Origin of the sequence: Motilimonas sp. E26 (assembly GCF_021278025.1) — a bacterium.
Lineage (GTDB): Bacteria > Pseudomonadota > Gammaproteobacteria > Enterobacterales > CBDFNC01 > Motilimonas.
Map to the genome: position 1 here is coordinate 63211 of NZ_JAIBHJ010000017.1, position 21241 is coordinate 84451.

Consider the following 21241-nt stretch of genomic DNA (forward strand, 5'->3'; position numbering starts at 1 on the left):
AATCAACTAATTGACTATAAAGCTGAAACAGAGAAACATGACAGAATAATAAACCAATAACAACGAAAGATTAGAGTTAATTTAACCACAAAAACAACAAATAAAAGCAAAAAAACACTGAGAGATAAAAGCATGAAAAAACAAAAAACAAAAAACAAAAAAGCCCAGTCGAAACTGGGCTTTGGCTAGATAATCAATTTATCCGATAACAATTAGTCTACTTTGGCTTTACGCTCTCGCTTACTAAATATTTTCTCTACTATGACAAAGAACAGCGGCACAAAGAAAATACCTAAGAAAGTTGAACTTAACATGCCACCCAATACCGCCGTACCAATCGCATTTTGGCTACCTGAGCCCACACCCGTACTAATAGCAAGGGGCACCACACCTAAACCAAATGCTAGTGACGTCATAAGAATAGGACGCAAACGAACGCGCACAGCGTGCAATGTTGCATCCATTAAATCGGCCCCCTTCTCATAGAATTCTTTGGCAAACTCGACAATCAAAATGGCGTTCTTAGTTGCTAAGCCAACGGTTGTTAGTAGGCCTACTTGGAAGAACACGTCGTTAGGTAAGTCACGACCGTTCATCGCTAATAGCGCACCAATGATCCCCAACGGCACCACTAACACAACTGAGAATGGCACCGACCAGCTTTCATATAAGGCAGCCAATACCAAGAACACTACCAAGATAGACAAGGCATATAAGAATGGCGCTTGGTTACCCGATAACCGCTCTTCATAGGATAAACCATTCCATTCTATACCAAAGCCCGGTGGTAACTGTTTCGCCATGTCTTCTAAGATAACCATGGCATCACCCGTACTGTAACCGGGCGCAGTGCCACCTTGAATATTCATCGCGGGTAAGCCATTAAAGCGCTCTAGTCGCGGCGAGCCAAAATCCCAATGACCCGTAGCAAACGCAGAAAAAGGCACCATTTCATTGTTGGCATTTTTAACATACCAAGAATCAAGATCTTCAGGTTGCATACGATAACCTGCTTCACCTTGCATATAGACCTTCTTCACTCGACCGCGATCGATAAAGTCATTCACATAAGCGCCACCCCAAGCGGTACCGAGTACACTGTTCACATCATTAATATTAATGCCTAGTGCCCGCAGTTTGGCGTGATCAATATCAATCTGATACATAGGTGCATCTTCTTGACCATTGGGCCTTACGCCGACCAAATTAGGATTTTGCATTGCCATGCCCAATAGCTGATTTCGCGCAGCAAGCAAAGCATCATGCCCTAGGCCATTTTTATCTTGCAGATATAAGTCAAAGCCGTTAGCTGTGCCTAGCTCAATCACCGCGGGCGGTACAAAAGCAAAAACAAAGGCTTCTTGGATTTGAGAAAAGCTCGCCATGGCTCGCCCAGCCACTGATTTAACATCCAGTCCCGGCGCTTCACGCTCAGACCAATCTTTTAAATTAACAAATGAAAGACCCATGTTTTGACCGCTACCAGCAAAACTAAAGCCAGCAACACTAAACACAGACTGAACACTAGCCGCTTCATCTTCAAGGAAAACCTTGTCAATTTTACGCAACACCTCAATGGTGCTTTCTTGCGTTGAATTGGTCGGCAAAATAACTTGCGTAAAGAGTACCCCTTGGTCTTCATCTGGTAAAAAGGCCGTTGGCATGCGCAAGAATATCCAAGCAACTAAGCCCACTAAAGCAAGGTAAATAAGCATTACCCGAATTGACCGTTTTAAAATGCCGGCAACGGTTGACTGATAACCTGATGTCATTTTGTCAAAGCTGCGGTTAAACCAACCAAAAAAGCCAGTTTGAATATGGCCATGACCTTTTGGAATAGGCTTAAGCATAGTGGCACATAACGCTGGCGTTAATACCATGGCGACAAATACCGATAGCGCCATCGCAGAGACGATTGTGATAGAGAACTGGCGATAAATAACACCCGTTGAGCCACTCATAAAGGCCATAGGTACAAATACCGCAGACAAGGTTAAACCGATACCAACCAGCGCACCGGTGATTTGATCCATTGATTTACGTGTTGCCTCTAGAGGGCTTAAGCCATCTTCTTGCATCACACGTTCAACGTTTTCCACTACCACGATAGCATCATCTACCAGCAAGCCGATGGCAAGCACCATGGCGAACATGGTTAAGGTGTTAATAGAGAACCCTGTCGCCGATAAAATCGCGAAGGTTCCCAATAAAACCACAGGAACAGCAATGGTGGGGATCAAGGTGGCACGGAAATTCTGCAAGAATAGGTACATGATAATAAATACCAGTACTATCGCTTCCAACAGCGTTTTCACCACCCCTTCAATAGATTTTTCAACAAATGGCGTGGTGTCATAAGGATACATCACCTCTAAACCTTGCGGAAAGAAAGCTTGCATTTCAGCCAGTCTCTCTTTTACCGCATCAGCTGTATCTAGGGCATTAGCGCCAGTCGCCAGTTTAACCGCTAAACCAGCCGCTGGTTTACCATTATAATAAGACTCAACCGCATAGCTTTCAGCACCCAGCTCTACTCGAGCAACATCGGCCAAGTAAACTTTAGCGCCAGATACATCGGCTTTGATGATAATTTTTTCAAACTGCTCAACCGTCTGCAAGCGGCTCTGCGCTGACACCGTCGCGTTAAGCTCTTGACCCGGTAGAGAAGGAGAGCCACCAAGTTGCCCCGCAGAAACTTGTGCATTCTGCTCACGAATCGACGCCATGATATCCTGACTGGTCAGGTTATATTGAGTCAACCTAAGAGGGTCGAGCCAAATACGCATCGCATATTGAGCACCGAATAGTTGTAACTCACCAACCCCTTCAGCACGGCTTAATGGGTCTTGAATGTTTGATGCAACATAGTCTGCTACGTCATTTTTATTCATCGAACCATCTGAAGATACAAACGCCGCCACCATTAAAAACCCTGAGCTAGATTTACTAACCTTAACCCCTTGGCTTTGAACTTCTTGCGGCAGTAAAGGCATAGCAAGAGAGAGTTTGTTCTGCACTTGTACCTGCGCAATATCAGCATCTGCTTCAGCATTGAATGTCAGAGTAATTTGTGCATTACCAAAACTATCACTGGTCGAAGAAATATAACGCAAGTTATCAAGACCGGTCATGCGCTGCTCAATAACCTGAGTCACCGTATCTTCCATGGTCTTAGCTGATGCACCTGGATAAAAGGCATTAACGACGATACTGGTTGGCGCAATACTGGGGTATTGCGACACGGGTAAACCTTTGATAGCCAAAATACCGGCCACCATGATAAGAATCGAGATCACCCATGCAAAAATAGGGCGATCGATAAAAAATCGAGCCATTAAAAAAACCTTACTGTTGGGCTAAAGAATCAGTTAGTGGTTTGGGAGTAACCACTGCTCCGGGGCGGATTTTCTGTAAGCCTTCCACGATTAATACATCGCCGGCAGCAAGACCAGAAGTAATGCGCCATTCGTTATTAATAGCTTCTGCGGTAGTGACTACACGAGACTCAACCTTATTTTCAGCACCTACCACCATAGCAACCGCTTGACCTTTTGTATTACGCGTAATCGCCTTTTGCGGCACAAGGATCGCCATCGGATCGCTACCTGCATTTAATATCGCGCGAACGTACATGCCGGGTAATAAAATGCCATCAGGATTTGGGAACTCTGCACGTAAAGTTACCGACCCAGTATTTTCATCCACACTCACTTCAGAGAACTGCAAAGTACCTTCTTGGTTGTAGGTACTGCCGTCTTCTAACACCAATCTAACATTCGCGTTTTCTGATGCTTGTAGCTGACCTTGTTTTAACTTAGCTTTTAATCGTAATAGCTGCGCACTTGATTGCACTATGTCTACATTGATGGGATCAAGTTGTTGGATAGTGGCTAATGTTTGAGTTTGATTTGCTGTAACCAAGGCCCCAGCCGTCACATTTGATTTACCAATACGACCCGAAATAGGTGCTTTTACCTTAGTGTATTCAAGGTTTATTTTGGCCGTATTAATCGCCGCTTCCGCCACAGTTACATCTGCTAGCGCTTCTTTATAAGCCGCCTTTGCTTCATCAAAGTCTTGCTCACTGATCGAGCTTTTCTTTACCAATGCTTGATAACGCGCTGCTTTCGCTTTCGCTGACTCTAGCTTAGCATTAGCACGGGTTAAATCTGCGTTGGCACTCACTAATGCTGCTTTGTATGTCGCCGAATCAATTTGATAAAGGGAGTCACCAGCATCCACACTTGAACCTTCAACAAAACCGCGCTCTATAATGATACCTGTTACCTGAGGCCTCACTTCGGCAACCAAGTGGGCTTTACTGCGGCCTGGCAGTTCAATGCTAATGTTCTGCTCAATGGTTTTTACCTCAACAACCCCCACTTCTGCCGGCGGACGCTCTTTTGGCGAGCCTTGTTGTGCACTACCTTTATCACACGCTGTAATGAAAAGTGCTAAACCTACCAGTGAGGCAACTTTCGCTATTTGCCGCATATATACTCCTACCCAAACCGAAGAACCAAAAAATGGAAACAACAACTATAAAAATCGAGGACAAATTATAGGGTTCCCAATTTTGAATAGCCACAGTTTAATAGCCTATTAATAAGTAAAAAATCAGAAACATCAACTAGCAATATTAACAAGAGACATAATCAGGACGACCTTATTAATACACAGAAATGAATGTAACATTAAGCACCAAGTGGTGGCATTAAAGTACATATTAGGGGATAAAAAAAATACCCCTTTTGAATTACAAGAGGGGTACGTCAATTAGCTCTCAATGGTTCAAAAGTTTTACTTAACCCATCCTAGTCGCGATAAACATGTTCAATTGCTCCCGCCTCTTTTAGCGGTAACAGTTTACTGATTTCAAGGGAAACAAGTTCTTGCTCATAAAAGCTATCTTGGTCGGCATTGTCTTTGTTAATTTCTTTACGAACGGCGGATTTTTTACTGTAAGCATTCTCACTCATCCAGCCGCTAACCTGCTCGCCATTCACTTCTGTCACTTTAAATACACCGTATTTATATTTATCGTCAGTGTTTTGATAGAAATGAGAGAAATCCACTAAGTACTTATCATTCACGGCAGGAGCTGATAAAAATACAAGGTCATCTTTCTCAGTTTGTTGATTGTTATAGTCCGCCCAAATAAAAACAGCCGGTAAAATAATCCCCCAATACTGTACAGGAATAAAAAACAGGCTGTGTGAAGGGGCTTTAGCGACCACATTACCAGCTTCATCAAGCACTACCTTACGTTTTTTAACGTTAATGTAGTAACCAAACAAGCCGATAAATGCCCCCGTCATCAATAATGTAATAACCGTAGATAGATATGTTGATGAGCCGCCTGTAATTGCATTTACAGTAAACCCGCTAATAAAGAAACCCACTACCGCAACAACGATAGTTAACCACCCCCAGCCTCGCCAAATAATCATGTTGTAATTTCCTAGCAAATTAATTAGGCGACCAGTGTAAGCATTTTTAGGTAGGTGCAAAGAGCAGAAATCACATTTTATTGATTTTTACTTCACATTAATTTCTTTGGGAATAAACAGCTCAACCCATAATCCATGCTCAGCAAGGGGCGAGTCATGTAACAGAATGCGATATTGCTGACGTTCAACAATCTCTTTTACAATAGATAGACCCAAGCCACATCCCGTCACTTGCTGGTGAGCCGCGCGATAAAAGCGCTCAAACACACGCTGTTTTTGTTGCTCATCTAAACCGGGGCCAGTGTCCATCACCGAAATACTCATTCCGTCAGCAGAATCCGTCGCAGTTATCCGTATCATGCCATTCTCATCACTGTATCGCACCGCATTATCTATCAAATTACGCAGCAAAATTGACATGGAGTTTTCCGGACCAAGGCAGACAAGATCCGTTGCAACCGCATTATCTACCTGTAAATTTTTAACCTTAATTTGCTCAGACAAAGGAAACAACTGCTGGTCTACTAATCCGTGTAGTAGCAGCTTTTTACTGCTTTCACGTCCCCCTTCCTCTTGTAGCTCTGTCTCCATTTTGCTTAAGGTAATCAGCTGATTAAATAAATGGGTTAGTTTATCCACCCCTTGCACTATTTTTTGCTGAATGGATTGGGTGCGCTCGTCTTGCGGGTATAAGTTTTGCGCATGTACCTTAATGGCGGCCAGCGGCGTTCTTAACTCATGAGCCGCATTACTGGTAAAACGTTGTTGGCGTTCAATAGAATGGTCTATTTCACCTAACAGTTGATTGAGGGCATGCACTACCGGCATTATTTCAGACGGCACTTCACGCTCATCCAGTGGTGCTAAATGACTTGGATTACGGCTCTCAATTTCTTCACTGACGCGCAACAGGGAACGAAACCCCATTTGAATAATGATCACCATCAGCACTATCATCACCAGCAACATTAACAACAAACTTTGTACATTCAAGCTCGCGATTTCATGGGTGAGCTCTTCTCGAATCTCCATTTGTTGTGCGGTTTTTATCCATACCTTTAGCGACTCGCTATAACGTGTAAAGCTGCGCCACTGCACACCCGCGGTATCATGCTCAATTTGATAACCGGGTTTACGCACCAGCTTTGTCATGTCTAAACCATGACCCGATCCTAATAGAAACACACCTTGGCTGGTCCAAACTTGAAAGCTGAGCTTTTTTTCATACTTGTGGCCATATAAATCAAACTCGCCACGAGCATGCACATCAGGTGGGTTGATAACGCGATCTTTTTCGTCTAAAGAGGCAAGATTTGTGTTTTGAGTATAATCCAGCTGAATGGATAATAAGCTTTCCAACACGCGAGAAAGTTGCGCAAGTTCAGCGTCATAAAGCTCTTCGGTCTCATGAGACACTTTATGATAGCTAATAAAAATAGCGCCAAGCATGGAGACTAAAATGGCACTGGTTAGCATCACAATCAGCCAAAAGCGAATCGACTTCATGACATTTTTCCTAACCGATAACCTACCCCGCGCACCGTTTCAATCACCGATTTACCCAGCTTTTTGCGCAGGTGATGCACATAAACCTCAACCGTATTACTGCCAATATCTTCACTCCAGCTGTACAGCTGCTCAACCAAAACCTCACGGCTGAACACGCGAGTGGGATAAGTCATAAAATGGGATAACAATTCAAACTCATGACGTGACATTGCGATAGGTTGCCCTTGGTATATCACGCTATGCTCGGCCGGATTAACCTCAATACCTTGATAGGACAACACCGGCTCGACTCGTCCAGCATGGCGGCGAACCAAAGCGCGTAATCGCGCTAATAGCTCAGGTAAATCAAAAGGCTTGGCCATGTAATCATCGGCGCCGCGATCTAGCCCTAACACTTTCTCATCACAACTATCTCGCGCGGTTAAGATTAACACCGGCGTATTTATTTTAACCTTGCGCAGCGCACTGAGCACAGCTAACCCTTCCATGTCGGGTAAGCCTAAATCAAGTACCACCACATCAAATACGCTGCCTTGAGCCAGTGTCAGAGCTTGCTGCCCACTACTGGCCCACTCCACCACATGGCCCTGATATTTGAAGGCGTCAGCGACGCCTTCACCGAGTAATGGATCATCTTCAACGAGCAGTATCTTCATTTCTTACCTTAGTTTTAATTCACCGTCACCTTATAGCGTCACTAACAGACGATAGATTTCGTCTTTACGGCCTTTGTCAGCCACTTCACGACCCGGACGAGGCGCCGCCTTTAACGCTTGTTGCAGTACTTTTTTCGCTTCTTGCTTTTTTTTCTGCTGAATTAAAAAGTCGCCATAAAAAAAGTTACTATCTATGCCATTAGGGTTAAGTTGCAAGGCTTTTTTAAAATAACTGCGCGCTTTATCGTCATCGCCAAAACCGATTGGCCAGCCGGGTACTTGATAATACAGACTCGCTAAACTGGTATAAGCAGAGCCATCAAGGGCTTTATCGTCTATTTCTAACGAACGCTCAAGTAAGCTCTTTGCTTGCTTGACTAAGCTTAACGCGCCCAAACCGCCTTTTTCACCAGCATACGTGCTTAGTATAATGGCGTTCCAAATCATTAAATTCGCTGACTTGGGATGTGCTTTTAGGGCCTCTTCTGCTTGTTTAACTAAGGTTTCAAAGCCTTTTTCTCGCTCTTTTTCATCCACTTCATATTTAATATGCGCCCAATCTTGCTGCAGTGAAACCATCATCTCATCAGCACTGGCAGCCCATAGTTGGCTTGAAAATAACATCATTAATGCAATTAGGTATTTCATGGTCATACTCCTTGTATGTTGAACTGGTTGATTCGTGTTTTTTGTAGACCTGAGCTGCTCAGAGAATTTGTGATGTTCGCTGAGCAAGCTCAGCGCTACTGTGTGACTAAAAAGCGTTTAATCAACGCCAAGTTTTTATTAATGGATTTGTCGACCACGTTGGGCAGTAAACCGTTAATGGCAACAAATAATTTTTCTGGCCAGCCTAAATTTTGCCGAGCGCCTTGGCCTTGTAATAGCGCCAGCAATTGACTCGCCACCCACTGTGGACTATCGGTATGGTTGCCCAGTGCTTGGTTCATCGCACTGGCAGCATCTGAGTTAATGCTGGTCGATGTGGTTCTTGGCGCGAGATATTTCACCTTGATATTGCTATCTGCAAGCTCCCTCGCTAAGGCTTCACTAAAACCTCGCAAGGCAAATTTACTGGTGCAATAAGTGACATAGCCGGGGTGGCCAATCGCCCCTAAAATCGAGCCGACATTGATAATAACAGCGCTGTCGGCGAGTTTTAGCTTGCTGAGCAGTCCTTGTGTTAACAGCATGGTCGCCGTGACGTTGGTAAACAAGGTTTCTTCAATCGCCTGGGCTGATTGCTGTTCAAATAAAACAAACTGGTTCACCCCGGCTAAATTAATTAAGCCGGTTAAGGGCAGTGAATCAACCCGTGCAATTAAACGCTGGCGATCAGCGGCCAAAGTCAGGTCGGCACTGATAATCTGATGTTGCTGGCCCAATGCAGTATCAAGCTCAGACAATAGCAGCGCAAGACGCTCCTTGTTGCGCCCTTGCAATACTAAATTGGCGCCCTGCTTAGCCAGCGCTTTTGCTACGGCTTGACCTATGCCACCAGTCGCCCCGGTCAGTAATATAGTCGCTGCTTGCTCACTCATCTTTCACCTCTATCGCCGAGGAAAGGACTTCGCCATACAAACGGTAAAACATCTTGGTGGCGTGAATAATACAATCTTGATCGTCTTGGTCGGTGATCTTGTTCATTAAGCGTTCAAAAAAGGCGACATGTTCAATGTCAAGAGAGCCGTGAGAGCGCAAATAGCTAAAGGCGCTATCTGGCAAGTTTAGCGCTTGCTGCACAATAGCGGCGGTTTCCGTGGCCATTGCCGTGCTGGTGCCTTCAAGCACATGCACCATGCCAAAAAAAGCCAATGGATTAACCCGCTCAATTTGATGATAAGCATACGCTACCATCACCTCAGTGCTCGGGTGCGGCTTAATATAAGGGACTCGGTCACGCTCGCCACCCGCCTCACCTAAATCATTTAATATCCATTGCTCATGGCCAATTTCTTCTTCGATATACTCAGCCACCGCAGCTTGCAGCCAATGATATTGCTGAGGTAAGCGTGAACCACATGCCATCAATAGTGGCACTGTGTGCTTAACATGATGATAGGCCTGAGTTAAAAAGGCCTGATAATCACCTAAGCTAACATCCGCCTCACGGGTTTTTCTAAATACGTCTCGGCTCAAAAAAGCCTGCTGATCTGCTTGAGTTTCACCGATTAAGCGCTGAAAAAAGCTCATATCCATTCTCCCTAAAATTCTAATTTGCTGATACGTATTGGCTAGACGAATAAACCGCTGCAATATCGTGTTGATACACGCGCCAAACTTGCTCACGGCGCAGCCGGCCATTACTGGTTAACAATCCATTTTCAAAGCTAAATGGCGTGGTCGCCGCTAGCCAATGATGTATTTGTGCATAGTCAGGTAACTGCTGATTCAATTGGACTAATGCTGTGGCTAGTTGCGCTTGGCTTACATTAGGTAGCAGCGCGATCACCGCGGTAATAAAGGGCAACCCATCACCAAAAATGGCGCAGTGGCGTACGCCCGCTAACCCATTAATTTCTGACTCAATCCACTCCGGTGAAAAATTGCGGCCAAAGCTGTTTATTTGCACATTTTTTTGTCGGCCACTGAGGTGTAAAAATCCCTGCTCATCTAGCCAGCCGAGATCGCCGGTGCGAATAACCGAACCATTAAATGGCTGATAAGGCTCACCTGCAGCGCCTAAATAGCCCAGCGCAGTAGCGCCTTTAACGCACACTTCACCACTTGGTGAAAAACTCAGTTCAATATGTGGCAAAGGCTTGCCAACACTGCCAAAACGCTGTGCGCTGGGCGTATTCAGCGCCACCACCGAGCCACATTCACTTAAGCCATAGCCTTGATAAACCGGTAAATTTAATGCGGCCGCTTGCTGTAATATTGCTTGCGGAACATGGCCCCCGCCAACGGCGATAAAATGCAGCTGATGCTGATAAGCTTTACTCGCCACTAGCATCAGCATGAGTTTGAGTAACTCAGGCGTTAAAATCAGGCTATTTGGCCCAAAGGTAGTTAAACAGCTGATCAAGGTAGGCACATCAATGCCATTGGAGCCACTCAGCCCCGTTTGCTGCTGATCCACTAGCACCAAGGATTTACCTAGACATAAGGTGACAAACGCACCTGCGATGTTTTCCAGCATCACAGCTAAAGGCAACAAACATAAGTGTCGCTCTAAGGTTTGACTGGCTTCTAATTCCTGCACCACGGACATCAAGCTCTGGCACACTTGATCAATCAGCTGCTGGCTAATACAAACGCCTTTCGGCGCACCTGTTGTGCCCGACGTATAAGTGATCAAACAGGTATTGGCGGGCATATTGGCAAGGCTGATGTCGGTATCGGCTAGCTTTAAGGTTTGGGTGCCTTCAAGCCATACTTCCTCAACCTGGTTCGCCCAAGGAAAGTCATCCCCACCAGCAAGCTTGTCAACAAACACATACTCTATTTGCCCTTGGCTAATTAAGTGTTTAACTTGCTGCTCACTGAAAAAGGGCGGGATTGGCGTCACCGTCACCCCCGCTTGCATCGCGGCTAACTCAACCACCAGCCATTGCCAGCTGTTACTTAAGCTAATACCAATATGGCGAATGGCTTGTTCGCTAAATTGCAGTGCTAGCAGCCCTATTTTCTGATGCAGTTGACTGTAAGTTAGATCTGAATCGTGTCGCTCAGTCGCGCCGCCAAACACGGCGATGTTAGTTGGCGTTTGAGTGGCATAGTGAGCTACTTGGTCTAGCACTAACATACTTCACCCCACTGACAATGAAGATCCGCCATCACATCGGTGATTGGGTTATTAATTTGTTGTAATAACTTATTCAGCAGTGGGTTTGCCATTAATGACGCCACCCCCGCGACAATATCGATAACCAACACCTGTGGTTCAAATTCATAATAACTCCCCCAATCAGAGGTTGGCTTAGTCAGCGCACTTATCTTGGCGTCAGCCAAAAGGTGAGAATAAGGATTCAGGCCCAGTTGAGAAAAGCTATTGCGCACTTGACTGGTGGCAGTTATGGTTAACCAACGATAACCTTGTTGCAGAAAATAGCCCGCTAAATTAAGAATCAGGCGGCGCGTGGCGCCATATGAATCGGAGGCTAGGTTACCCATTTCAACAATTTGTTCACGCTTTGGCGGCATGACGCATAGCGCATCAGCGATACAAAGCTCGACTGGCTGGGAGAGATATTGCTCTAGAAACAACGGACGTTGGCTCGCAGGCGCAAAGCCAAGAGACGCTTTGATATTGGTTTCACGGTCAACCAAGGCTAATAAGTGGGGCAGAAAATCCGCGACTTTAGCGCCATAAGCTTGATAAAAACGAGACTGAATAAAGCGTCTTACACAATCTCGATTATCTTCATTTAATAACAGCAGTATTTCTGGGTGAACTGCGTTTTCACGCGATAACTCAGAACATGGTCGCTCAGCAGAAAGTCGCTCGGAATAAGCTAACTCAGCGTCATAACGAGATGTTGTTAATTTCATGGCCACTCCTTAGTCTCGGGGTGATACATCCCTTGATGTATCACCTTAACGACTAAGTTAGTGGTGTTTTCTTAACGGTATCTTAAGGGGATAAGTTGCGACGGTTTAAATTAAAGATTTTTCTGCCAAAACATCGCGCTGCCCATTTCAGGATCGAGTTCATAACCGGCAAAGCCCGCTTTTAAGTAAGCTTTTTTGGCAGGTGTATTGCCTTCTAACACTTCCAGTGTCACCTTACAGCAGCCCTGCTCGCGGGCAATGTCTTCCACTTTATCCATAAGCTTTTTACTCAAGCCTAAACCACGAAATTCAGCTTTAACCGCAATATCGTGAATATTCACTAGTGGCTTGGCCTTAAATGTTGAGAAGGCAAAAAAAGCATTGGTTAAGCCAGCAGGCTTACCATCAACATAACAAATCAAGCTAAACGCGTGCGGTAACTTAGCCAGCTCAATGGTCAGATTGTTGAGCACTGACTCGCTGAGCGCCTCCCCCCCTCCCATCGGATCAAGGGCATAGGCATTCAGTAAATCCGTTAAATCTTTTGCTTGTTGCGGATGGTTGTAATCTACTTTTACTACTTTAATATCCATCTTTTCCCTCTTTGTTAGTTAACTCGAACCGGCGCTAACTGCGCTTTTACACCTGTTGGTAATAAAGCCAACGCCACTTTGCGACACGGATTCCAAAATGCAGATAACAATAATAATGCTGCGCCGATCAGTAAGGCGGTGGTGGCAAAGCCCATGCTGATATTGCCATGATGTGAGAACAAGGTCGACAGTGCATAAATTACATAGCCCAGCGCCGACACCATCAAGGCGCGGCGATCAATCGCCAAAGACACTAAGCCAATCAATAGATACACACCAATAATGATGGCAGACTGAGCGCTGCTGCTGTCACCACTAAACGCACCAAGTAGGGCAAACACGGGATGCACCATTAACGGCGCCGCCAATAAGTGCAGCCAAAAAGCGACATCAGCGCGGCGTGTTTCACGTTGTTGATCTGAAAAATCCCAATACAAAGCAAACGCAAATACAGATAAGCCACTCAGTAGTAGCATGACCAGTAACAAACCGTGAGAATCAGGGAAAAAACCTAAGATCAAACTTAGCACCAATGCCACCACTGACGCCGTTATAGCCGCAATGGTAATGGGCACCGAAAAACGCAGCCAATGTAACCCAGCCGATACGCCCGCTACCACACAAGTCAGCGCGACGTTTAAAGCCACATATAAGGCTAGATCTTGAAACACCCCATCACCAAACACCGATAAATCGTTAGATAAACCAATAAAAGGTAGCCATTCAAAGGCCGTGGTAGCCGCGCCCCAAACAAAGCAAAACATCAACACGATGGCAGGTAACGCCATACGACGCTGGCGGACAAAGAACTCGCTCAGTCCCCATGCTGTCACAGCGACCACCAGCGGACCAAAACCGACGCCAAAGCTGCTGGCAATAAAATTGGCCGAAATCAGTAACAAGCCACAGGCAATCACCACAAAAATATCATTGAAACCGGTGATCAAGCGAAACCGCTCTTCATCAGCGCTGCTGCTATGTTTTAAATTGGCCACGTGCTCGCGAAATGCCGCTGCCGTTTCGGAGCTAAAAATGCCGGCGCCCACAGCAGAATTAATGTCATCATCACTGTACATAGATTCGTTCCTTCAAAAAGATTATTAGGCACTATACAAGATTGACCTGAAAAATGAATCAAACTGGCAATAACAAGGGGGTTGTCGAAAGCAAGATATTCTATCCGGCGGAAAAGCCATGGTATAGTGAAGCAAAATATACTTGAGCAATCTGAGAAACAAAATGGCAAATATCCCACATAACTATGCGCAATTTGAGCAAGGCTACCGCGACAAAGCACTAAAGCTTTTTCCTTGGATCTGTGGTCGCTGCGCCCGTGAATTTACCTTTTCTAACTTACGTGAGCTAACGGTTCACCATATCGATCACGACCATAACAATAACCCGAATGATGGCTCAAACTGGGAATTATTATGCTTATATTGCCATGACAATGAACATGCTAAATACACCGAAGCACGGGAATACGGCTCATCGGTACAAGCAGGGGCAGATTTAAATCAAGAAGTGGCGACCAGTAACCCGTTTGCGAATTTACGTGAAATGATGAACAAGAAGTAAATGAAGCACAATGGTGATTGTCATCGCTTGGAGGTAAGGGGAAAATGGCTTGCGCCGCTCCCCCCATTAAGTCAACTTAAAGGCAAATTACTTTGCTTTTTTAAGTTGCTTAGCTAGCTTTTTCAGCTTGCCTTCTTGCTTAGCGATTTTAGCTTGACGTGCTTTGATTTCTTTTTTGATTTGCTTAGCTTTTGCCATGATGACATTTTCCTTTATGTAATAAATTATTCACTGGTGAAAACTTTCCACTCATCTATGAGGGGGATTTTCAGCCACAAAATTGCGTATAAATCGACGTATTTCCCGAGCAGCGCTGGTGTCTAATTGCTCACATAAGCTAACAAACTGATCTCGCTCAATGTCATTAATTCGAATCACCAATTGACTGTTTTTCTTCTTCACTTTCTTATTATCTAACATAACGTAGAACCAATAATTAGCTAAAAAAATCAGCTAGAAAGAGTAAAGATAGCCAAAACGCCTATCTCTTGCACATCAGATGTATATACAAAACACACCTTACCTATCCCTACCCAAGACATCAACACAATATAAAAAAGTTCACACAACTGAAACAAAAGTGTCATTAAAATTCCTCTTTGATTAAATCGCGCTATAATCTTGCCCCCTACATTCCCAGCTTACTTTAAAGGTTGCTATGCGCCATTTAACCACTCATGTTCATGCCAGTCTGACATCACTTGAAGGCCGCCGCTTTGAACGCCTTGCCGCGCGCGCGATTGTGCTCAGAGGTGAAGACATTTTAATGCTTTACACGCAAAGATATGATGACTACACCTTACCTGGCGGCGGTATCGATGCGGGCGAAAATATTGAGCAAGGTTTAATCAGAGAGCTACAGGAAGAAACCGGCGCCACCAACATAACTAAGTTACAAGCATTCGGTTGCTATGAAGAATTTCGTCCTTGGCATAAAGATGACGCCGATCTGATGCAGATGAAGTCTTACTGCTTCACGTGTGAGATTGACGCAAAGTTAGGCGCCACTAATTACGAAGACTATGAAATAAAAAATGGTATGAAACCAGTGTGGATCAATATCTTTGATGCTATTGCTCATAATCAACACACCTTAGATAACAGTGATAAAAAAGGCATGTCGCTAGCGCGCGAGTTATTTTTGCTACGCCTGATTGCTAAAGAATGCTTAACTGAGCTTTTACCAGATCTTGAGCCAGCGCACTGCCAAGCCTAGGCTATTTTAGAAGATAAATTATTGAAGGTAACATCGTAGTGAGTTTGAAATGAAACGGCCTACTTGATGAATAGACCGTATCATCATTGCGCTTACTTATTCTGCACTTGACGCTTTTTTACGCTTATTGCGCTCAGCCTGTTTGGCTAAAAAGCCTTTTAGCTCCGCTTCAGCCCAAGTTTGTGCCTCTTCTTCTGTCGCAAAACCGTCTTGGGCTTTTGATACTTGCGTTCTTTTTGAGGTCACTTGTCTTACGATTTCGGCTTTCCAACCGTTAGTTTCTTGGGTTAATTTAAAATCGTATTTTTTGCCGTTGGCCATGTATTTATTGTCCTACACTTGCGTGCTTAAAGAGTATTTAGATGAATTCAGTTTGTTATAAACTGTGCTGCTAGTTTAGCCTACAAGGCCCATTGACAGCAAAGGATTCATGACATGATTTAGTCGATAAAATAACCGCCCTGCTATACTTCATGACAAGATTAGACAGTAGATACCTTTATGCCCTATTTGCTCGTACTTGTTGCCTTTTTTTCCCTACTTTACCATGGCGTATGTCATGGCCAGACTCAGCTTAAATTTTGCGTTGAAGACAGCGAATATCCCCCATTTAACTATCAGCAACGCAACGCAAACTATCAGTCTGAGTTGGTCGGTTATGATATCGATTTACTTAAAAGGGTATTTTTAGCAGAAAAAATTGCTTATGAAGTCGTTGCTCTGCCTTGGCGTCGCTGCTTAAAAGAAGTAGAGCAAGGCTTTATTGATGGTGCGATGAGCGCGTCATTAAACGAACGACGTCAACGTCTATTTATTCCTTCTGTGCCCTATTACTTCCTTCATCCCAGTTATTATTATTTAAAACAAGCGTACCCCAATGGTCTCCCCTTAGAAGATGTATCACGGTTGCTCGAGTTTGGCCCCGTTTGCGGTATCAGTGGTTTTAATTACGACAATTTTGGCATTAATCATGTGGAAAAAATATATCGAATCAAAGATTTGTATTTGTTACCCAAAATGCTCGCTCAAAAACGTTGCCGCTTTTTTCTTGCCCGAAGTGAAGTATTTTCGGCAACAATTGCCATTAATGGACTACATGATCTTAAGCAGAGCTTAGCCAGACAGCTTATTCCCAATGTCCCGCCTGAGCCGTTTCATCTTCTCGTTTCGCCTCTATCGCCCAACAAAGATCTAATACTCTCGCTATTTAATAGCAAAGTAACCAGCCTACAATCTGCGGGTCAGCTAGACCGATTATTGGAATATCACCTTTATATTATTCAGCAATTTGAACCATAAAGCGTTAACTTTTGTTTTGACAAAATAGCAGGAAGCTAATACAAAAACATACTATTCTAGATGACTTTTATTGCAACCGAACTGAAGCTAAGTAGCCGCTTCAAGGCGTAAAAATAGCGCTGCTAATTGCTCAATTTTGCTATCAATTTGCGCCAATGCAATATTGCCAAAACCAAGTACCGCGCCATGCCAACCCCTTTTCTTGGTATATTCGCTTCGTTCGTAATAACTGAGGGGGCGAATGATAATGCCCGCCGCCTTGGCACGCTGTGTCCACGTTTGTTCATCAATGCCTTGTTGCCATTTTAGGGTGACGTGAAGCCCAGCGGCTTGGCTCACCACCTCAATTTTGTTAGCAAAATGCACAGCAATCGCCTGCAACATCGCTTGGTGTTTTAGCTTGTATAACCGGCGCATTTTATGAATATGGCGCAGTAAATGTCCTTCATTAATAAATTCCGCTAACGCAGCCTGATTGTAGCTTGGCAATTCACCAGAAAGTGCATCTTTCGCAGCTAAAGCGGTTGCGACTAACGCCTTAGGCACCACCAAATAACCCAAGCGTAAACTGTTAAACATTACCTTACTAAACGAGCCAATATACAAAATACGCGAAATCCCCATTTGCCCCGCCAACCCTTGCATACTGCTATAAGGGCGATGAGCAAACTGAAACTCACTGTCGTAATCATCTTCTATCACCCAACGCGAATGGGTGCTTGCCCAATCAATAATTTTTAATCGTTGTTCGGTATTTAAACTGGTGCCCATTGGGTATTGATTACTCGGCGTCATATACACTGCTTGGGCATCACTGCTTAGCAATTGGCTCATATCAACACCTTGATAAGGCGATACCTTAAGCCCTTGCTGTTGATAGCCGAAAAAATTAACAACCTTATTAAGCTGCGCATAACCAGGTTGCTCCATCAAAATAGAGTCGTTGGCTTTAAGCACACACATCAATGCAATCACGATGGCTTGTTGCGCGCCATTGGTAATAATGATCCGCTCAGGGTCGCAATGCACCGAGCGACTGGAGGCCAAGTAATCTGACAAGGCAGCGCGTAAATCTTTATCGCCTTGCAAACACTGACTGCCAAGCAACACACTCCTCGAGCCATGATGCTGCAAACACTTTTGCCAGAGCTTGATTGGAAACTGCGCTAAATCCGGTACGCCGGGCGCAAACGCAGTATTGATATCAAGGGTAGAAGTACTATGACTGGTTGCGACATACTGCTTTTCAACTTGGGCATTAAAATAATGTTGCGGCAAGGCCACCGCGACATAAAAGCCAGAGCCTACTTTACTTTCCAGATAGCCCTCGGCTACCAATTGTTCATAGGTAGCAATCACCGTATTGCGGCTGACAGCCAGATGCTGTGCCAGCGCGCGCGTTGACGGTAAGCGCGCCGATTTAGGCCAAAGCTGCTGCACAATTTTATCGCGAATGGCATGAAACAACCTATCTTGTTTTGAATTGGCGCCGCCCTGTAACACGAGGTCACCGATATCGATCAAACTATTGGACAAATTGGATCCCTCAATTAGACAAAATTGGCTCTAATTAAACTACCAGTTTAGCACTACATTGCAAGTCATGGCCAAGTGGCTAACGACCAAACAAGGAGTACAATATGTTATCAAGCACACCTCGGACACAAATTAAGAAAGGAGCGCATAAAGCGGTCTTCGAACCAACGGCCTTACATCAAATTATTGATGAGAGTCTGATTGCTCATATCGCCATTAATGACAAGCTGTCACCAAGCCAACATGGCCCAATAGTGATCCCTATGCTGGCATGGCGCGTGGATGAGCACGTTTATATTCATGGCGCCAATAACAGTCGTCTATTGCGAGGTTTGCGCACAGGCGTTAGCACTTGTCTCACTTTCACACTATTTGATGGCTGGGTACTGGCGCGCTCTGCCTTCCACCACAGCGCTCATTATCGCTCGGCGGTAGTACTCGGTGAGTTTACCGAAATTACTGATAATCAAGAAAAAGACACGCTACTCAATCATTTTCTTGAACAAATCGCGCCCGGTCGGACTGAAGAAGTGCGCCTGAGTAACGACAAAGAGCTCAATGCAACCTGTTTACTGCGCATCCCTCTTACCGAAGCATCGGTGAAAATAAGCCAAGGAGAAGTCAGCGATGATTTAGCCGATCTTGAATTACCAACCTGGGCAGGCTATTTGCCCTATCAAACCAAAGTTGGTCCACTGCAAGCTGTCGATGGGTTAGCGCAAGAAATTACAATGCCCGACTACAGCGGCGCCTATGGCAATCGCTGGCAAGATCAAGATAAAAGTAGGCCAACGTAATATATTACATACCTGACAGAATATTTTATATTACAGTGATTAACAACAAAATATCAGAATAAAACACATGAAAGGGTAACGGTAAGTAGATAATATATCACTAACACTTAACTCATATTATGAAAACATGAAATTAACATTAAAGCAGAAGCTTATTGGTGCCAGCCTATCGGCTGTCGTGCTCATGGCGATGGTATTAACTTGGCTATCCGCAGATCAACTCTTTGCCCAAACTCGAAATGGTGTATATGCCCGCGCGGCAAGCTTAGCGACCACGGCATCGGAAGGTATTTCTGATTGGATTGCCATTCGAAAAGATATCACTGCAGCCTTTAATGACTACGCCAAGCAACCCGATTTGGTGCCATTTTTACAGCAAGCGCGTAATGCCGGTGGTTTTGATGATGTTTTTATGGGCACGCCAGCTGGCGAGATGTTTCGCTCACACCCTGAGCGAAATCGAGCCGACTACGACCCGCGCCAACGACCTTGGTATAAAGATGCATCCTCGGCTGGAAAACAAATCATCACCACCGCTTATCAAGACGCCATCACGCACTCGCTGCTGATCACCATTGCCGAGCCCGTCCGCCAAAATGGACAACTTGTTGGTGTAGTTGGTGCTGATGTACTGATTGATCAGTTAATCGAAGATGTGATCAATGTCGATGCTGGCAAGCATGCACAAGCGATGTTAATTGATGCTCAAAACGGTACTTTCTTAGCTCACCCGGATAAAAACTATTCCCTTAAGCCTGTCTCTTCGCTTGCATCGTCTCTCACTATGAGTGCCATTGAACAAGCTATCAATAAACGTACTATCGAAACGATAGCACTACAGGGCCAAGAAAAGCTTTTTTACTTTACCAAAGTACCTGATACTAAATGGATTTTTGCTATCCAGATGGACCGAGCAACAGAAGAGGCGTCTCATACTAAGTTATTAACTGATTTGATCATTACCGCAATTCTTATCACCATTGCGGTAGTTGTGTTGGTATCGTGGCTGGTGAACTTTTTATTCCGCGATTTGGGCCGAGTATCAAAAGCGTTAGAAGAAATAGCATCAGGCGAAGGCGATTTAACCCAACGTTTAGAGCCGAAAAGTAACGATGAAGTTGGTCAACTCGCCCTTAACTTCAACACCTTTGTCGGTAACATGCATACCATGGTGACGAAACTCAGCCATATCTCTGCCGTTTTATCAGAGCAATCAGCACATACCGCCAACAGTGCCAAAGAGCGCAGTGCGCGCATCCGTATGCAGCAAGATGAAATTAACATGGTCGCTACGGCGATTAATGAAATGGCAGCAGCCACACAAGAAGTGGCTGGCAATGCCGAAGATACTGCTCATAATTCAACGGAAGCCGTTAGCGCTTGTGTTCATGGTTCGGGTCAAGTTGCGCAAACACAGAGCTCAATTCAGAACTTAGCGCAAGAAGTGCAAGTGGCCACTGATGTCATTCAAGAATTAGACACTCATGGCAAACATATCAGTACGATCCTTTCAACCATTCAAAACATTGCCGAACAAACCAACCTACTTGCCCTCAATGCTGCCATTGAAGCCGCTCGTGCTGGCGATCAAGGTCGCGGTTTTGCCGTGGTTGCTGATGAAGTTCGCGTGTTAAGTCAGCGTACTCATGCCTCCACCAAAGAAATCCAGCAGATGATTGAAACCCTGCAATCCACCACCGGAAAAGCAGTTGGCATTATGAATGACAGTCACCAACTAGCGGGAACCAGTGTCGATGATGCGAACGCTGCCATGGCCAGCTTAACGCAGATCCACAGTGCGGTTGAGCGTATCAGTGATATGGCAACACAAATTGCCTCAGCAGCGGAAGAGCAAGCGTCTGTTACCTCTGAGATCACTCGTAATACTGAAGGCATTCGCGATGTTTCTAACGATCTGGCGCAAGAAGCACAAGAAGCCGCCAGCCAAGCAACCCAGCTATCAGAGTTGTCACATGAGTTAGAACAAGAAATCAGCCGCTTTAAGCTGTAATCAGCTTGAAGATGTTGTTTGCAGACAGTCAAAAATAAGTCCCTATCACCTTGAGCAGCAAAACGCTTTAGGTGATAAGGCTGCTTTATATCATTCAGTAAC

The 21241-nt window shown here is 44.8% G+C and carries 20 protein-coding genes; 5 read left to right on the forward strand and 15 right to left on the reverse strand.

The window, feature by feature from the left end; all coding sequences use genetic code 11:
- Positions 1 to 212: 212 nt before the first annotated feature.
- The 12 genes from K1M91_RS14480 to K1M91_RS14535 form a co-directional block, all read right to left on the reverse strand.
- Positions 213 to 3335, reverse strand: a complete 3123-nt coding sequence (locus tag K1M91_RS14480) for an efflux RND transporter permease subunit (protein WP_232802759.1) — start codon at positions 3333 to 3335, stop codon at positions 213 to 215.
- Between the two features lie 10 nt (positions 3336 to 3345).
- Positions 3346 to 4494, reverse strand: coding sequence for an efflux RND transporter periplasmic adaptor subunit (locus K1M91_RS14485; RefSeq protein ID WP_232802760.1), 1149 nt, complete (start codon positions 4492 to 4494; stop codon positions 3346 to 3348).
- A 320-nt stretch (positions 4495 to 4814) separates the two neighbouring features.
- Positions 4815 to 5450 carry a hypothetical protein gene (locus K1M91_RS14490; protein WP_232802761.1) on the reverse strand — a complete coding sequence of 212 codons (636 nt, stop codon included), beginning with the start codon at positions 5448 to 5450 and terminating at the stop codon, positions 4815 to 4817.
- An 87-nt stretch (positions 5451 to 5537) separates the two neighbouring features.
- Complete coding sequence (locus tag K1M91_RS14495) at positions 5538 to 6956, reverse strand: ATP-binding protein (RefSeq protein WP_232802762.1); 1419 nt, start codon at positions 6954 to 6956, stop codon at positions 5538 to 5540.
- On the reverse strand, positions 6953 to 7615 hold the full coding sequence (locus K1M91_RS14500) for a response regulator transcription factor (protein WP_232802763.1): 663 nt from the start codon (positions 7613 to 7615) through the stop codon (positions 6953 to 6955). Before K1M91_RS14500 ends, K1M91_RS14495 begins: the two co-directional genes overlap by 4 nt.
- A 30-nt stretch (positions 7616 to 7645) precedes the next feature.
- Positions 7646 to 8263 (reverse strand): TRAP transporter TatT component family protein, encoded by a 618-nt coding sequence (locus tag K1M91_RS14505; RefSeq protein WP_232802764.1) that lies wholly within the window; start codon positions 8261 to 8263, stop codon positions 7646 to 7648.
- Between the two features lie 95 nt (positions 8264 to 8358).
- On the reverse strand, positions 8359 to 9156 hold the full coding sequence (locus tag K1M91_RS14510) for an SDR family oxidoreductase (RefSeq protein WP_232802765.1): 798 nt from the start codon (positions 9154 to 9156) through the stop codon (positions 8359 to 8361).
- Entirely contained in the window at positions 9149 to 9808 is a 660-nt protein-coding gene (locus K1M91_RS14515) for an iron-containing redox enzyme family protein (protein ID WP_232802766.1), read from the reverse strand. The genes K1M91_RS14510 and K1M91_RS14515 overlap by 8 nt, the downstream gene beginning before the upstream one ends.
- A 19-nt stretch (positions 9809 to 9827) precedes the next feature.
- Positions 9828 to 11363 carry an AMP-binding protein gene (locus K1M91_RS14520; protein ID WP_232802767.1) on the reverse strand — a complete coding sequence of 512 codons (1536 nt, stop codon included), beginning with the start codon at positions 11361 to 11363 and terminating at the stop codon, positions 9828 to 9830.
- Positions 11357 to 12109, reverse strand: coding sequence for a thermostable hemolysin (locus K1M91_RS14525; protein ID WP_232802768.1), 753 nt, complete (start codon positions 12107 to 12109; stop codon positions 11357 to 11359). The genes K1M91_RS14520 and K1M91_RS14525 overlap by 7 nt, the downstream gene beginning before the upstream one ends.
- 110 nt (positions 12110 to 12219) lie before the next feature.
- Positions 12220 to 12702, reverse strand: coding sequence for a GNAT family N-acetyltransferase (locus K1M91_RS14530; RefSeq protein ID WP_232802769.1), 483 nt, complete (start codon positions 12700 to 12702; stop codon positions 12220 to 12222).
- A gap of 14 nt (positions 12703 to 12716) precedes the next feature.
- Positions 12717 to 13778 (reverse strand): hypothetical protein, encoded by a 1062-nt coding sequence (locus K1M91_RS14535; protein ID WP_232802770.1) that lies wholly within the window; start codon positions 13776 to 13778, stop codon positions 12717 to 12719.
- A 163-nt stretch (positions 13779 to 13941) separates the two neighbouring features.
- On the opposite strand from K1M91_RS14535, the gene K1M91_RS14540 reads away from it, so the two are divergent.
- Positions 13942 to 14280 carry a YajD family HNH nuclease gene (locus K1M91_RS14540; RefSeq protein WP_232802771.1) on the forward strand — a complete coding sequence of 113 codons (339 nt, stop codon included), beginning with the start codon at positions 13942 to 13944 and terminating at the stop codon, positions 14278 to 14280.
- Between the two features lie 249 nt (positions 14281 to 14529).
- On the opposite strand, the gene K1M91_RS14545 is transcribed toward K1M91_RS14540, so the two are convergent.
- On the reverse strand, positions 14530 to 14700 hold the full coding sequence (locus K1M91_RS14545; RefSeq protein WP_232802772.1) for a hypothetical protein: 171 nt from the start codon (positions 14698 to 14700) through the stop codon (positions 14530 to 14532).
- Positions 14701 to 14938: 238 nt separating this feature from the next.
- Here K1M91_RS14545 and K1M91_RS14550 point away from each other — a divergent pair, with 238 nt between their 5' ends.
- Complete coding sequence (locus tag K1M91_RS14550; RefSeq protein ID WP_232802773.1) at positions 14939 to 15496, forward strand: NUDIX hydrolase; 558 nt, start codon at positions 14939 to 14941, stop codon at positions 15494 to 15496.
- Between the two features lie 96 nt (positions 15497 to 15592).
- On the opposite strand, the gene K1M91_RS14555 is transcribed toward K1M91_RS14550, so the two are convergent.
- Positions 15593 to 15817 carry a DUF3622 domain-containing protein gene (locus tag K1M91_RS14555; protein WP_232802774.1) on the reverse strand — a complete coding sequence of 75 codons (225 nt, stop codon included), beginning with the start codon at positions 15815 to 15817 and terminating at the stop codon, positions 15593 to 15595.
- 180 nt (positions 15818 to 15997) lie between these two features.
- Here K1M91_RS14555 and K1M91_RS14560 point away from each other — a divergent pair, with 180 nt between their 5' ends.
- Entirely contained in the window at positions 15998 to 16795 is a 798-nt protein-coding gene (locus tag K1M91_RS14560) for a transporter substrate-binding domain-containing protein (protein WP_232802775.1), read from the forward strand.
- A gap of 87 nt (positions 16796 to 16882) precedes the next feature.
- Here the strand turns inward: K1M91_RS14560 and K1M91_RS14565 are convergent, their stop codons facing one another.
- Positions 16883 to 18331: a PLP-dependent aminotransferase family protein gene (locus tag K1M91_RS14565; protein ID WP_232802776.1), complete on the reverse strand. Its 1449-nt coding sequence runs from the start codon at positions 18329 to 18331 to the stop codon at positions 16883 to 16885.
- Between the two features lie 104 nt (positions 18332 to 18435).
- Between K1M91_RS14565 and K1M91_RS14570 the strand changes: the two genes are divergently transcribed.
- Together K1M91_RS14570 and K1M91_RS14575 are read left to right on the forward strand one after the other, a co-directional pair.
- On the forward strand, positions 18436 to 19128 hold the full coding sequence (locus K1M91_RS14570) for a pyridoxamine 5'-phosphate oxidase family protein (RefSeq protein ID WP_232802777.1): 693 nt from the start codon (positions 18436 to 18438) through the stop codon (positions 19126 to 19128).
- Between the two features lie 127 nt (positions 19129 to 19255).
- Positions 19256 to 21139: a methyl-accepting chemotaxis protein gene (locus K1M91_RS14575; RefSeq protein WP_232802778.1), complete on the forward strand. Its 1884-nt coding sequence runs from the start codon at positions 19256 to 19258 to the stop codon at positions 21137 to 21139.
- The last annotated feature ends 102 nt before the right edge of the window (positions 21140 to 21241 follow it).